Source organism: Acidovorax sp. BL-A-41-H1, from assembly GCF_051942715.1.
In genome coordinates, this window is sequence record NZ_JBPVJQ010000003.1 from 322,512 (window position 1) to 336,827 (window position 14,316).

Annotated in this window: 13 protein-coding genes; 8 read left to right on the top strand and 5 right to left on the bottom strand. The window is 68.1% G+C overall.

Annotated features, from left to right (window positions below):
• The first annotated feature begins 22 nt into the window (after positions 1-22).
• Complete coding sequence (locus ACTPOI_RS02585; RefSeq protein ID WP_440106106.1) at positions 23-1,261, top strand: YbfB/YjiJ family MFS transporter; 1,239 nt, start codon at positions 23-25, stop codon at positions 1,259-1,261.
• Between the two features lie 111 nt (positions 1,262-1,372).
• Here ACTPOI_RS02585 and gstA read toward each other — a convergent pair whose 3' ends face one another.
• The 3 genes from gstA to ACTPOI_RS02600 all read right to left on the bottom strand — a co-directional run bounded on the left by gstA (position 1,373) and on the right by ACTPOI_RS02600 (position 3,949).
• Positions 1,373-1,981 (bottom strand): glutathione transferase GstA, encoded by a 609-nt coding sequence (gene gstA, locus ACTPOI_RS02590; protein WP_440106108.1) that lies wholly within the window; start codon positions 1,979-1,981, stop codon positions 1,373-1,375.
• Between the two features lie 86 nt (positions 1,982-2,067).
• Positions 2,068-2,838 carry a class II aldolase/adducin family protein gene (locus tag ACTPOI_RS02595; RefSeq protein WP_440106110.1) on the bottom strand — a complete coding sequence of 257 codons (771 nt, stop codon included), beginning with the start codon at positions 2,836-2,838 and terminating at the stop codon, positions 2,068-2,070.
• Positions 2,839-3,034: 196 nt separating this feature from the next.
• Positions 3,035-3,949, bottom strand: coding sequence for a LysR family transcriptional regulator (locus ACTPOI_RS02600; RefSeq protein WP_440106112.1), 915 nt, complete (start codon positions 3,947-3,949; stop codon positions 3,035-3,037).
• 119 nt (positions 3,950-4,068) lie between these two features.
• Here ACTPOI_RS02600 and ACTPOI_RS02605 point away from each other — a divergent pair, with 119 nt between their 5' ends.
• From ACTPOI_RS02605 to ACTPOI_RS02615, 3 genes are read left to right on the top strand one after another with little or no spacing between them, the layout of a single operon-like run.
• Positions 4,069-5,766 (top strand): NADH-quinone oxidoreductase subunit L, encoded by a 1,698-nt coding sequence (locus ACTPOI_RS02605; RefSeq protein ID WP_440106114.1) that lies wholly within the window; start codon positions 4,069-4,071, stop codon positions 5,764-5,766.
• Positions 5,763-8,273, top strand: coding sequence for a YbcC family protein (locus tag ACTPOI_RS02610; protein ID WP_440106116.1), 2,511 nt, complete (start codon positions 5,763-5,765; stop codon positions 8,271-8,273). The genes ACTPOI_RS02605 and ACTPOI_RS02610 overlap by 4 nt, the downstream gene beginning before the upstream one ends.
• Positions 8,274-8,320: 47 nt before the next feature.
• The gene (locus tag ACTPOI_RS02615; RefSeq protein ID WP_440106118.1) at positions 8,321-8,809 is read left to right on the top strand and encodes an NUDIX hydrolase; all 489 of its coding nucleotides are present in this window, start codon (positions 8,321-8,323) and stop codon (positions 8,807-8,809) included.
• Between the two features lie 20 nt (positions 8,810-8,829).
• Here ACTPOI_RS02615 and ACTPOI_RS02620 read toward each other — a convergent pair whose 3' ends face one another.
• Complete coding sequence (locus tag ACTPOI_RS02620; protein WP_440106120.1) at positions 8,830-9,102, bottom strand: YkgJ family cysteine cluster protein; 273 nt, start codon at positions 9,100-9,102, stop codon at positions 8,830-8,832.
• Positions 9,103-9,192: 90 nt separating this feature from the next.
• Entirely contained in the window at positions 9,193-9,795 is a 603-nt protein-coding gene (locus ACTPOI_RS02625) for an NADPH-dependent FMN reductase (RefSeq protein WP_440106122.1), read from the bottom strand.
• 225 nt (positions 9,796-10,020) lie between these two features.
• Between ACTPOI_RS02625 and mnmG the strand changes: the two genes are divergently transcribed.
• The 4 genes from mnmG (at position 10,021) to ACTPOI_RS02645 (ending at position 14,309) form a co-directional block, all read left to right on the top strand.
• Entirely contained in the window at positions 10,021-11,997 is a 1,977-nt protein-coding gene (gene mnmG, locus ACTPOI_RS02630) for a tRNA uridine-5-carboxymethylaminomethyl(34) synthesis enzyme MnmG (RefSeq protein ID WP_440106124.1), read from the top strand.
• Positions 11,994-12,692, top strand: coding sequence for a 16S rRNA (guanine(527)-N(7))-methyltransferase RsmG (rsmG, locus tag ACTPOI_RS02635; protein WP_440106126.1), 699 nt, complete (start codon positions 11,994-11,996; stop codon positions 12,690-12,692). Before mnmG ends, rsmG begins: the two co-directional genes overlap by 4 nt.
• Positions 12,693-12,839: 147 nt before the next feature.
• A complete protein-coding gene (locus ACTPOI_RS02640; protein WP_069104286.1) occupies positions 12,840-13,454 on the top strand; it encodes a LysE family translocator in 615 nt (204 codons plus the stop codon).
• A 33-nt stretch (positions 13,455-13,487) separates the two neighbouring features.
• Complete coding sequence (locus ACTPOI_RS02645; RefSeq protein WP_440106128.1) at positions 13,488-14,309, top strand: ParA family protein; 822 nt, start codon at positions 13,488-13,490, stop codon at positions 14,307-14,309.
• The last annotated feature ends 7 nt before the right edge of the window (positions 14,310-14,316 follow it).

A 14,316-nucleotide genomic window follows, 5' to 3' on the forward strand; every position in this document is an offset into this window, starting at 1 on the left:
GAGCGCAGTTCACAATCGCACGATGCAAACACAAGTGGGCGCGCGGCGCTGGAATCTCCTGTGGCTGGCGGTGGCGTTGTCGATGGGTGCGGCCGTGTCGCTGGGCATCACCCGCTTTGCGTATGCGCTGCTGCTGCCACCCATGCGCGAGGATCTGGGCTGGAGCTACACGCTGGCCGGCGGCATGAACACGCTGAACGCCCTGGGCTACCTGCTGGGCGCGCTGGCCACGCCCATGCTGCTGCGCCGTGTAGCGCCCGGCACGGTGCTGATTGCGGGGGCGCTGCTGGCCACGGTGTTCATGGCCCTGAGCGGGTTTTTTGTGGACACGGTGCCATTGCTGGCGCAGCGCCTGCTCGCGGGTGTGGCCAGTGCGCTGGTGTTCGTCACTGGAGGTTTGCTGGCCGCCCGTCTGGGCTTGCAGGACCCGGGCCGCAGTGGCCTGCTGCTGGGGCTCTATTACGGCGGTACGGGCTGGGGCATCAGCCTGTCGGCGCTGCTGGTGCCGGCCGTGCTGGGTGCGGCTGCCTCGCAGCCCCACGCCTGGACCTGGGCATGGTGGGCGTTGGCGGCGGCGTGCGTGCTGGCGACGGCGGTGCTGCTGTGGCCGGCCCGGGCCCTGCACGCACACGTGGCCAATACCTCGCCTGCTGCGCCCGCAAGTGCTCTTGAAAGAGAGCCCGCTGCGCCCGGTGCGCCTGCCGCCGAACGCGTGCGCTGGCGGGCCCTAATACCAGCGCTGCTGGGCTACGGCCTGTTTGGCGTGGGCTACATCGGTTACATGACCTTCGTGGTGGCGCTGCTGCGCGAGCAGGGCAGCAGCCCGGCCGCCGTAACGGGCTTTTACGCGCTGCTGGGGCTGGCGGTGGTGCTGTCGTCGCGCATCTGGGCGGGCCTGCTGGACCGCAGCCGGGGCGGCGGCGCGCTGGCCTTGCTCAACGGGTTGCTGGGCATGGCCACGGTGCTGCCGGCGCTCACGTCGGCATGGCCTGTGGTACTGGCCTCGGGGCTGCTGTTTGGCGGGGTGTTCTTGTCGGTGGTGGCATCCACCACCGCGCTGGTGCGCCACAACCTGCCGCAGGCGCTGTGGGCCAGCGGCATCAGTGCCTTCACCATCGTGTTTGCAGCCGGTCAGATCGTGGGGCCCACCGTGGTCGGTTGGATTGCGGATGGGCCTGGCGGGCTGGCGCGGGGGCTGGTGTTTTCGGCCTGCGCGCTGTGGGTGGGGGCGCTGGTGGCGTGGCGGCAGAAGCCGCTGTAGGGCTTCCGTGCTTGGGCAGTGCGCAGCTCTGCGCACTGCGTCTGACACTGGCCGTGCCTGTGCGAGAAACGCCCAGCAAGGGCCGCCCCGCAGCGCCTCAGGGGTGTGTGCCTACTTGATCAACCCTTCAGCCTTCATCGCCGCCTGCACCGCAGGCCGTGCGCCCACGCGCTCACGGTATGCGGCCAGATTGGCCAGGCCCGAGATGTCGAGCTTGGTCGGCGCTGTCCAGTTTGACACGGTGAACAGGTAGCCATCGGCCACGGTGAACTGGTCGCCCATCAGGTACTGCTTGTCGGCCAGCTGGCTATCAATCCAGGCCAGGCGCTGCAGCAGTTTCTCGCGCACCATGGGCTTGTAGTCTTCCGGCGTGGCGGGGTTGAACAGGGGCGAAAAGCCCTTGTGCAGCTCGGTGCCGATGAACGACAGCCATTCCTGCAGGCGGTAGCGCTGCAGGCTGCCGTTTTGCGGTGCCAGCATCTTCAGCGGCACCTGGTCGGCGATGTACTGCACGATGGCCGGGCCTTCGCGCAGGCGGGTGCCGTCATCGAGCTCCAGCACGGGCACGTAGCCCAGCGGGTTGATGGTGTAGAAGTCGGTGCCGTCCTGCAGCTTGTGGCTCTTGGTGCTGGCCAGCACGGGGGTGTAGGCGAGACCCGCCTCGTGCAGGGCAATATGGGGCGAGAGCGAGCAGGCGCCGGGGGAGTAGTAGAGCTTCATGGTGAGAAAGGTCCTTGGCAGAAGTCGAAGCCGCGATGCTATGCGCTGTGGCGGTTTCCTGCAGAGGGCGGTGCGGCCCTGCGGGTTTACAGGTCGAATCCGGGCGCCTCGCGCTGCACCTTGCGCAGCAGCGCAGGCCAGGCAAACGCGCCGCCCAGGCCACCGGTCTGCACACGCATGGCCTGGGCCACGCCGCTCACGATGCGGGGGTCAACCTGTGTGAGTTCGCCGCCTGCCTGCGCGTCGATCTGGATGCGGCAGGTGTTCTCGAACGTGTACATCGACAGGAAGGCATCCGCAATCGTCTTGCCCACTGTGAGCAGCCCGTGGTTGCGCAGCATGAGGAAGTTGGCCTCGCCCAGGTCGGCCTGCAGGCGCGGCTTTTCCTCGTCGCGAAACGCCACGCCTTCGTACGCGTGATAGGCCAGCGAGCCCAGCACGAAGGTGCTTTGCTGGCTGATGGGCAGCACGCCGCCCTGCTGCGCACTCACGGCCACGCCGGCGCGGGTGTGGGTGTGCAGCACGCAGCCGGCTTCGGGCCGGGCCTCGTGCACGGCGCTGTGGATCACGAAGCCGGCCGGGTTTACGGGGAAGGGCGACTCGTGCAGCTTGTTGCACTGCATGTCCACCTTGACCAAGCTCGATGCGGTGATCTCGTCGAACATCAGTCCATAGGGGTTGATGAGGAACTGGTGGTCAGGGCCCGAGACGGACTCGGGCAGCTTGGCGCTGATGTGGGTGAAGACGAGGTCGCTCCAGCCGTACAGCGCCACCAGTCGGTAGCACGCGGCCAGGTCGCAGCGCAGTTGCCATTCTTCGGGGCTGACGCTGGCTTGCAGCGAGGGGATGTTGAGCATGGGGTGGTCTCCGCGGGGTGGCTGTGAAAGCAGCCAATGTAGGCCCGCGCGGCGATGCTGGCTGTCAGGCAGGCTACACAGGTCGTGACATGATCATCTTGCTGATGCTATTAAAAGCATAGCTATAGGGGGTGATAGGACAAAGGCCTAAGGCTGGTTTGCCTCATTTTTGCCTGCTGGTGGCCCTATGGGGCGTTCAGGCGGCCCCGCCCACCACGCCCCCCAGCACCGCGGCCTCTGGGCGCTGCAGCAGGCCCTTGATCAGCGGCGGCTCGAAGTGGCGGCGCACGGTGATGGCGTAGAAGTTTTCGTACAGGTCGGGCACCACACCGTGTTCCACCAGGCGGCCGCTGCGCAGCTCGTCCTGCACCACCACGCTGGGCAGCAGTGCGATGCTGTCGGAGTCGCGTGCCAGCAGACGCATCAGTGCCATGTCGTCCACCTCGGCGCGCAGCCGGTAGCGGATGCCGCGCTGTTCGCACATCAGATCGAACCCGGCGCGGATGTCGTTGTCGCGCCCGGGCAGCAGCAGCGGCGTGGTCTCCAGGTCTTGCGGAAACCGGAAGGCCTTGCCGCCCGGCCGCGGCTTGCCCACCAGGCTCACGGGCTGGCGCGCAATGCGCTGGCACCGCCAGGGGTTGTCGGTGCTGGCATGCACCCGCTGGTTGGACAGGATGAGGTCCAGCGTATGCACGCGCAGGCGTGCCAGCAGCTCCAGCAGGCTGCCCGAGTGCAGGGCCAGCTCCACATCGTCGCGCGCCAGCAGCGGCTGCAAAAAGTTCTCCTGGAAGTTACGCGACAGCGTGGCCACTGCGCCGATGCGCAGCACTTGCCGCTCTTCGCGCCGGCCCTCGCGCAGCAGCGCCATCAGCTCGTTGCCCGAGGCAAAGATCGAATCCGCATACCCCAGCGCCAGCTGCCCGGCCTCGGTCAGCTGCAGGCTGCGGCCCACCCGGGCAAACAGGGGCTGGCCCAGCTGGTCTTCGAGCTGGCGGATCTGCGCCGACAGGGCCGATTGCGACACGTGCAGATGGGCGGCGGCGCGGGTGAGGTTGCCCTCGCGGGCCACGGCCCAGAAGTAGTGCAGGTGGTGAAAGTTGAGGCGGGACATGCTGCCGAGCCCTCCGAAACGTTCTTTTAAACAGCACAAATAGGTGCTGAAAAATGCATTTTACAGAATGGTTGGCGACCGGCAAAGTCGCGGCAATCTGTTTTTGCAAGGGTGTTGCGATGAATGTTCTGAATGTTGAACCCGGTGCCGGCCTGCCGCTTTGGCATGCGGCACTGGTGTGGGCGCCCGCGCTGCTGGCGGCGGCAGCGGCCGTGTGGGCCTCGGTCACAGCGGTGCGGCCCGGTGCGGCCTGGCGCGTGGCCGAGGGGGTGTGCCTGGCCGTGATGGCAGCCGCCGTGGCCAGCCTGGGCGCCGCGCTGCTGGGCGCGGTGCCTGCGGGCGGCGCTGCCGGCTTTGGCGTGCGGGCCGACCGGGTGGGAGCGCTGGTGATGGTGCTGGTGGCACTGGTGGGCTGGGTGATCGTGCGCTATTCGCACACCTACCTGCTGGGCGAGCACAAGCAGGCGCACTACCTGCGCTGGCTGATGGCCACCCTGGCGGCGGTGCAGGTGGTGCTGGCCACCGACCACATCCTGGTGCTGGCGCTGGCCTGGATGGCCACCAGCCTCACGCTGCACCACCTGCTCACGTTCTTCAACGAGCGCCCGGCCGCCGTGGTCGCTGCGCACAAGAAGTTCATCGTGGCGCGTCTGGCCGACCTGTGCATGGGCCTGGCCACCGTGCTGCTGTGGCTGGCCTACGGCACCCCATCCATCCAGGCCATGCTGGCCAAGGCCGCTGCGGCGCAGGGCGCACTGCCCGCCAGCGTGCAGGCGGCGGTGGTGCTGCTGGCCTGCACGGCGGTGCTCAAGTGCGCGCAGCTGCCCTTCCATGGCTGGCTGATCCAGGTGATGGAGGCGCCCACGCCGGTGTCGGCCCTGCTGCATGCGGGCGTGGTCAACCTGGGCGGCTTTGTGCTGCTGCGCTTTGCACCGCTGGTGTCGGATGTGCCCGCCGCGCAGGTGCTGCTGGTGGTGGTGGGCGCGGCCACGGCCGTGCTGGCCGCGCTGGTGATGACCACGCGCATCAGCATCAAGGTGATGCTGGCCTGGTCCACCTGCGCGCAGATGGGTTTCATGCTGATGCAGTGCGGCCTGGGTGCGTGGGACATGGCCCTGCTGCACCTGCTGGCGCACTCGCTGTACAAGGCCCACGCTTTCCTGGGCGCCGGCGGTGCCGTACGCCGCGCGCAGGTGGCGCAGCTGGCCGGCCCGCCGGCTGGCGCTGGGCTGGCCGCCTCGGCGGCGGGCGCACTGGCAGGCCTGGCCGTGGTGGCCGCAGCCTTGGCGCTGTGGGGCGCCTGGGTGCCGGGCATGGCGGTATCGCCCGCGATGTGGGCGCTGGCGGGCATCGTGGCACTCGCCGTGGTACCGCTGGTGGGCAGCTCCGCAGGGCAGGGCCCCGCGCTCTGGCTGCGGCAGTTTGCCGGTGCGGTGGCGGTGGTGATGGTGTACCTGGGCCTGCACGCCCTGCTGGGCGGCTGGCTGGGCACGCCGGTAGCGCAGCCGCCCGCTGCGCTGTGGATGGGCGTGGCGGCGGCATTTGTGGCCCTGTTTGTGCTGCAGGCCGCGCTGGCCGCTGCCCCGCGCGGGGCGCTGGCCCTGCGCCTGTACCCCTGGTTTTACGGCGGGCTGTTTCTGGACGAGAAGTTCAACAGCCTGGCCTTTGCCATCTGGGCGCCCCCGTCGCCCACGGCGCACCCTGCTGCCATGGCATCGCTGCCGGTGGTGGCGCCCGTGGCTTCGCCCCTGACCCCATCCCCGGCCCGGCCTGACGCCGCCACCCTTTCATCCATTGCCCCCGGAGCCCAGCCATGAACCCGAGCACCCTTGTTGCCCCGATGGACGCACCCGTTGCGGACATGACTACGCTGGCCGAAGCCATCGATACCGCCTGCGCCCGCATGGCACCCACCTGGCCGCTGGATCAGTTCATCGCCGTCAACCCCTATTGGGGCTGGGTGGACCAGCCCATGCCCCAGGCGGCAGCTGCGCTTGAATCGTTGGGCGGCACGCGCCTGACGATGCCGCGCGAATGGTTTGCCGCCCAGTGGCGCGCGGGCCACCTGCAGCGCCCGCACTTGGAGGCCGCATTGCGCCGGGCTGTGAGCGACGTCACGCCCCCCATCGCGCTGGCCTCGCATGTGGACGCACTGGTGTCCGAGCTTGAACGGGCCGGCCGTCCGAGCCCTGATGGGGATGGGCAGCGCTTTGCGCTGGTCACCGACCTGCGCGATGTGGCGGCGCCGCCGCGGCCCGGTGTCTCGTGGGCTGACATGGTCACGCACCAGATCAGCCAGCATTGCGCAGCCTTTTTTGACGGCCACCAGGCCAGCTGGGGCATGCAGGACTCGGCGGGCCTGTACGAAAGCTGGCGCGGCCAGCTGGCGGCAGACCACGGCCTGCCCTGGCACCACGGCCACGCAGCGCTGTCCCGCCGCCTGGCGGCGCTGCCTGCAGCACCACGCGATGTGGTGGCTGCTGCCCTGGGCGGATTGGGCGTCGGCCCGGCAGGTCAGTTGGCTTACCTCAGCGCGCTGCTGATGTCGGTGGGCGGCTGGGCGGCCTGGTGTGCATACGAGCGCTGGCAGGCCCGGTTGGGGGGCAAGGACGACGATCAGATCGAGCAGCTGCTGGCCATCCGCATCACCTGGGACTGGTTGTTGCACGACGATGCCCCGCCCGGCACCGTGCCCGCTGGCTGGGCGCACCGCTGGAGCGTGGCCAATGTGGTCACCGCCCAGCGGCAGGAGGCCCGGCGCGACGACTGGCTACTGCAGCATGCGCTGGAGATCGCCTGGCAGCAGCCGCTGGTGGCGGGCCTGGCCCGGCCTGCGCCGCGGCAAACGGCCGTGCCGGACGTGCAGGCCGTGTTCTGCATCGACGTGCGCTCCGAGGTCTACCGCCGCGCGCTGGAGGCCTCAGACCCCGGCGTACAGACGCGCGGCTTTGCCGGCTTCTTCGGCCTGCCCATTGCCTATGCCCCGGTGGGCAGCGCCATGGTGCGGCCCCAGCTGCCGGGCCTGCTTTCACCCGCGCTGTGCGTGACCGAAGGCACCGGCGACGCCAATCTCTCGCAGGTGCTGGCCCAGCGCAGGCGCAATGCCCTGGCGGCATCGGGCCAGTGGGAGCGCTTTCGCGCCGCGCCATCGTCGGGCTTCAGCTTTGTCGAATCGCTGGGGCTGCTGTATGCCGGCAAGCTGGTGCGCCAGAGCCTGCCCGACACCGCCACGCCCGCCCGGTGGGAAGACACCGGCCTGGCCGCGGGAGACGCTGCCAGCCTGCGCCCGCAAATGCCCCAGGCCGTGAGCGCGCCGCAGGAGGGCGCCGCCATCGCCCACAAGGTGCTCACCGCCATGGGCATGGTGCGCGACTTCGCCCCGCTGGTGCTGCTGGCCGGCCACGGCAGCCAGACCGCCAACAACGCCCACGCCGCCGGCCTGGATTGCGGTGCCTGCGGCGGCCAGACCGGCGAGGTCAATGCCCGCGCGCTGGCCGACTTGCTCAACACCCCCGCCGTGCGCGAGCACCTGGCGCCGCTGGGCATCACCCTGGGTGCAGGTGTGCACTTTGTGCCCGGCCTGCACAACACCACCACCGACGACGTGGTGCTGTTCGATACGCATCTGGTACCCGCCAGCCACACCGGCCACTTGCAACGCCTGCGCACATCGCTCAAGGCCGCCAGCGACCGCGCCCGGGCCGAGCGCGCGCCCACGCTGGGGCTGGCCCCGCTGGCCGGCCAACCGGCCGCGCTGGAGCAGGCCCTGCGCGAACGCGCCAACGACTGGGCCCAGGTGCGGCCTGAATGGGGCCTGGCCAACAACGCCGCCTTCATCGTCGCGCCGCGCGCGCGCAGCCAGCACCTGAACCTGTCGGGCCGCTCGTTCCTGCACGACTACGACCACCGGCTGGACCCCGACAACGGCGTGCTCACGCTGATCATGACCGCGCCCATGGTGGTCACCAACTGGATCAACATGCAGTACCACGCCTCCACCGTGGACAACCGGCGCTACGGCAGCGGCAACAAGCTGCTGCACAACGTGGTGGGCGGGCGGCTCGGGGTGTTCGAGGGCAACGGCGGCGACCTGCGCATCGGCCTGCCGCTGCAGTCGCTGCACGACGGCGAGACGCTGCGCCACACGCCGCTCCGCCTGAGCGTTTTCATCGAAGCCCCACGCGAGGCCATCGACGCCGTGATAGACCAGCACGCCGTGGTGCGGCACCTGATCGGCAATGGGTGGATGCACCTGTTCTGGCTGGAGCCGCAGGGCGCGGGCGTGGCGCAGTGGTGGAAAGGGAAATGGGTGGCGGCGGCGTAGACGACGCTCGCCGTCTGCAGGCCAGCCGTACCGCTACAGTCGCCGCGATGACCTCCGATCCCGCCGCTGCACCTGCACCTGCACCTGCACCACGCATCCGCCTGCGCGCTGCCGCTGTGCTGGTGCGGGACGGCGCCGTGCTTCTGCACAGGCTGGCGGGCGACAGCTTCTGGGCGCTGCCCGGTGGCAAGGTTGAACCGGGCGAATCGGCGGCCCAGGCGCTGGTGCGGGAGTTTCGTGAAGAGCTGGCGGTGGACATCACCGTGGGCCGCCTGGTCTGTGTGGCCGAGAACTTCTTCGTGCACCAAGAGGCTGCTGAACACGAAGTGGGCCTGTATTTCATGGCCGCGCCTGCGCCGGGCAGTGGGCTGGTCTCGACGCCTGGCCCGTATGCGGGTGTGGAACCAGACCGCAGGCTGGGGTTCGCGTGGTTCACGCCACAGGCGCTGGCCTTGCTGGACCTGCGCCCGGCTTTTCTGCATGACCTGCTGCGTGACCCGGACCCTGCTTTCCGCCACATCGTGCACCGGGCCTGAACCCGGCCGGTTCTGCGAGGTCAGCCGCAGGTGCTTCCGGCCGGTTGCGTCAGCACTTCCAGCCGCGTCAGGAAGAGCATTGCGCTCTCCTTGCTGGCACCACACATCTCTGCCGACGGCATCAGCCCCGCGCACACCGCCGGTCGCCCGGGTTGCCCAAAAATAAGGCAGCGCGCGTCGTCACCCAGCTGCACGCACCGCACGCCCGCCGGCTTGCCACCGGGCATGCCGGGAATAGGCGAACTGATGGAGGGCGCTGTGCAGCAGGCACCACAGCCGGGGCGGCAATCCATAGGTTTGCTATTGAATTGGTAGCTATCAGGGCAAGTAGATCAAGCGCTATAGGCCACTTTTGCTTGAAATTGCCATTCTGATGCCGTACATCACGCGTCGCCGTGCTGCAGGCGGGCCGCGGCCCACAGCACCTGGTCCACCACGGCGCGCACGCGGTCGCGGTGTGCCGGCTGCACCAGGGCGCCGCTGTCGTCAAACGCCGTTCCTGCGCCACCCAGTGCAAAAGCCTTGGGCGCCAGCCAGCATTCCAGGTTGGTCAGCAGCGGGCCCAGGTGGCTTTGCGAGCGCAGGCCGCCCAGCGCGCCGGGCGATGCGCTGAGCATGCCCACCACCTTGCCGCGAAAGCTCCGCGTGCCGTCCTGCCATTCGGCGTGGCCCTTGACGGGGCTCGATGCCCAGTCGATGGTGTTCTTGAGCAGGGCGGTGTAGCTGCCGTTGTACTCGGGCGAGCAGACGATCCACGCCGGGTGCTGGAACAGGATTTCCTTGAGCCGCAGCACATCGGCCGGCGTGCCCTGGGCTTCGAGGTCGGCGTTGTAGAGCGGGATGTCCAGTTCGCCCAGTTCAAGCACCGTGACCGAGGCGCCGGCCTCGCGGGCGATGGCGGCGGTGGCTTGGGCCAGCTTGCGGTTGAACGACTGCTGGCGCGTGCTGCCGGCAAAGACGAGTAGGGAGGGTGCAGTGGTAGACATGGGTGCGATTGAATCACAGGGTCCGCTCAATTTTCCTGCGCGGCGGCGACCGTGTTTCACGTGAAACACGCGGGCGCAACCGCGCGGTCAAGAGGGGGGTAGGGGGCGGGTGTGTCACGGTCTGGGCGCGCCGTGGGAAAATCCGGGGTTGCCCTCGCGGACGGCGTGTCCGGCGTAGCGTGCAGTTTTGACCATCGGGCCTTACGAGGCCCCGGAGTGTTCCCCATGTTGTACCCCCAGGAATTTGATGTGATCGTTGTTGGCGGTGGCCATGCAGGCACCGAGGCTGCGCTGGCCGCTGCGCGCATGGGCAGCAAAACCCTGCTGCTTACCCACAACATCGAGACCCTGGGCCAGATGAGCTGCAACCCCAGTATTGGCGGCATCGGCAAGGGCCATCTGGTGAAAGAGGTGGATGCGCTGGGCGGTGCCATGGCGCTGGCCACGGATGAGGGCGGCATCCAGTTCCGCATTCTCAACAGCTCCAAGGGCCCTGCGGTGCGGGCCACGCGGGCGCAGGCTGATCGCATTCTGTACAAGGCCGCCATCCGCCGCATGCTGGAGAACCAGCCCAACCTGTGGCTGTTCCAGCAGGCGGTCGATGACCTGATGGTAGAAGGCGACCGCGTGGTGGGCGCCGTGACGCAGGTGGGCATCCGCTTCCGCTCGCGCACGGTGGTGCTCACGGCGGGTACCTTCCTGGACGGCAAGATTCATGTGGGCCTGAACAACTACGCCGCTGGCCGGGCGGGGGACCCGCCTGCGGTATCCCTCTCGGCACGCCTCAAGGAGCTGAAGCTGCCCCAAGGGCGCCTGAAGACGGGTACGCCGCCACGCATCGACGGGCGCAGCATCGACTTCAGCAAGTGCACCGAGCAGCCTGGCGACGGCATGCCCGGCGGTGTGAACGAGGGCACGGTGCCGGTGTTCAGCTTCATGGGCAATGCCGCCATGCACCCCCAGCAGGTGCCCTGCTGGATCACCCACACCAACGAGCGCACGCACGACATCATCCGCAGCGGCTTTGACCGCAGCCCCATGTTCACCGGCAAGATCGAGGGCGTGGGACCACGCTACTGCCCGAGCGTGGAAGACAAGATCAACCGCTTTGCCGACAAGGACAGTCACCAGATCTTCTTGGAGCCCGAAGGCCTGACCACGCACGAGTACTACCCCAACGGCATCAGCACCAGCCTGCCGTTCGACATCCAGTACGACCTGGTGCGCAGCATGCCCGGGCTGGAAAACGCGCACATCCTGCGCCCCGGCTACGCGATCGAATACGACTACTTTGACCCCCGCTCGCTTAAGAGCAGTTTTGAAACGCGCCAGATCCAGGGCCTGTTCTTTGCCGGGCAAATCAATGGCACCACGGGCTACGAAGAGGCGGCGGCGCAGGGCCTGTTCGCGGGCATCAACGCTGCGCTGCAATGCCGTGGCGACGCACCCTGGCTGCCGGGCCGCGATGAGGCCTACCTGGGCGTGCTGGTGGATGACCTGATCACCAAGGGCGTGACCGAGCCCTACCGCATGTTCACCAGCCGGGCGGAGTTCCGCCTGCAACTGCGCGAGGACAACGCCGACATGCGCCTGACCGAAGCGGGCCGCAAGATGGGCCTGGTGGACGACGCGCGCTGGGATGCGTTCAGCCGCAAGCGCGACGCTGTTTCACGTGAAACAGAGCGCCTGAAGGCGACCTGGGTGAACCCGCGCAACCTGCCTGCCGCCGAATCCGAACGCGTGCTGGGCAAGAGCATTGAGCATGAGTACAACCTGTTCGAGCTGCTGCGCCGCCCCGATGTGAGCTACGCCGGGCTGGTGTCGCTGGACGGCGGCAAGTACGCCAGCGCCGATGTTTCACGTGAAACGCTGGGCGAGCTGGCTGATCCGGTGGTCGAGCAGGTGGAGATTGCCGCCAAGTACGCCGGTTACATCGACCGCCAAAAGGGCGAGGTGGAGCGCGCCGCCCACTTCGAAAAGCTGCGGCTCCCGGCGGACCTGGACTACATGCAGGTAACAGCCCTGAGCATCGAGGCCCGCCAGGTGCTGACGCGCCACCGTCCGGAAACCCTGGGCCACGCCTCACGCATCACCGGCATCACCCCTGCGGCGATTTCGCTGCTGATGGTGCACCTCAAGAAGGGCGGCTTCCGCGAGTTTGCAGTGGTGCCCGCCAAGGCAGAAGGCGAAGTGGCAGCATGACCAGCGTGCCAAGCAACACCGACATGCGCGCCCGCCTTGACGCCGGGGCCGTCGCCCTGGGGCTCCATCTGACCGCCGCGCAGCTGGACCAGCTGATGGAGTTCATGGCCCAGCTGCAGAAGTGGAACAAGGTCTACAACCTGACGGCCGTGCGCGACCCGCAGGAAATGCTCACGCACCACCTGCTCGACAGCCTGGCGGCGGTGGCGCCGCTGCGCCGGCATGTGACTGGGCTGAACGGGCAGGGCGGGGGGGCATCGCCCGTGCGCCTGCTCGACGTCGGCTCGGGCGGCGGGCTGCCTGGCGTCGTGTTTGCCATCTGTTGCCCTGGTGTGGACGTGAGCTGCGTGGACACCGTGGGCAAGAAGGCGGCGTTCATCCAGCAGGCGGCGGCCGTGCTGAGGCTGCGCAACCTGCACGGCATTCATGCGCGGGTGGAAACGCTGACCACACCCTTTGACGTGGTGAGCTGCCGGGCATTCGCTTCGCTGCCCGACTTCGTGAACTGGTCGCGCAGCGCGCTGGCCGTGCCGCACGGCGTGTGGCTGGCCATGAAGGGCAAGCGGCCCGATGACGAAATTGCAGCCTTGCCGGGTGACGTGGACGTGTTTCACGTGGAACAGCTGGCCGTACCCGGGCTGGATGCCGAGCGCTGCATTGTGTGGATGCGCCCGCAGCCCGGCGCAGCACAGTAGCCTCGAGGCTTGGGATGCGGTTGCCGCGAAGGGCAGCCGATTCATTGCATTGCCGCGCAACGCCGGGGCAGGGGCGTCGCTTAAACTCTGCCCCTCACCAACCGGGCGCGCAATGCGCCGCGGGTGTCCAAAGCTCGGGGGGATTCCATGTTTGGCATTGCTGACTACGGCGCTTTTGTAGCCGCCATCGTGCTGTTCCTGGCCATTCCGGGCCCTGGCAATCTGGCGCTCATCACCTCCACCAGCAAGGGCGGCGTGCGCGGCGGGCTGGCGGCCACGCTGGGCGTGATCGCTGGCGATCAGGTGCTGATGTGGGCCGCCGTAGCGGGTGTGGCTGCTTTGCTGGCCACCTACCCGGCAGCCTTCAACGCGGTGCAATGGATCGGCGCCGTGTACCTGGCCTGGCTCGGCTTCAAGATGGTCACGGCCAAGCCCGGCGCACAGCCCATCCTCAACATCCAGCCGCGCCAGTACTTCCGCCAGGCCGGGCTCATTACCTTGCTCAACCCCAAGGCCATCGTGTTCTACATGGCGTTCTTCCCGCTGTTTGTCGACCCGGCCCGTCACCAGGGCCTCGTCACCTTCGGCGTGATGGCGGCCACCATTGCCGCGCTCACTTTTGCCTACGGCCTCATCGTGGTGCTGCTCACGCACCACCTGGCCGAGCGCATGCGCGCCAATCCGCGCATCGGCCGCGTGCTGGAAAAGCTGGCGGGCGTGTTCCTGATCGGCTTTGGCATCAAGCTGGCCATCTCCAAATAATCGACCCCCCCACCGCACGGACTGCAGCACCACATGGCCAAGATTTTTTGTGTCGCCAACCAGAAGGGTGGCGTCGGCAAGACCACCACCACCGTCAACCTGGCCGCAGGCTTGGCCAAGGTAGGGCAGCGCGTGCTGATGGTGGACCTGGACCCGCAGGGCAACGCCACCATGGGTTCGGGTGTGGACAAGCGCAGCCTGGAGCTCACGGTGTACGACGTGCTGCTCGAATCCGCCTCGGTCAAAGAAGCGGCGGTGCTGGCTGAAAAATGCGGCTTCTGGGTGCTGGGCGCCAACCGCGAACTGGCCGGCGCCGAGGTGGAGCTGGTGGCACTGGACCACCGCGAAAAGCGCCTGAAGGCCGCCTTGGCCGAGGTGGAAGCTGACTACGACTTCGTGCTCATCGACTGCCCGCCCAGCTTGAGCATGCTCACGCTCAACGGCCTGTGCAGCGCCCACGGCGTCATCGTGCCCATGCAGTGCGAATACTTTGCGCTCGAAGGCCTCACCGATCTGGTCAACACCATCAAGCAGGTGCACGCCAACCTCAACCCTGATCTGCAGATCATCGGCCTGCTGCGTGTGATGTTCGACCCGCGCATCACCCTGCAGCAGCAGGTGAGCGACCAGCTCAAGGGCCACTTTGGCGACAAGGTGTTCGACACCGTGATCCCGCGCAACGTGCGCCTGGCCGAAGCCCCCAGCTACGGCCTGCCCGGCGTGGTGTTCGACCCGGCCGCGCGCGGCAGCCAGGCGTTTGTGGCGTTTGCCAAGGAAATGGTCGAGCGCGTGCAGACCATGCCCACCGTGGCTCCTGCGGCAACTTTGCAAGCCAAATCAGCCCCGGGTGCTTGATTTGATT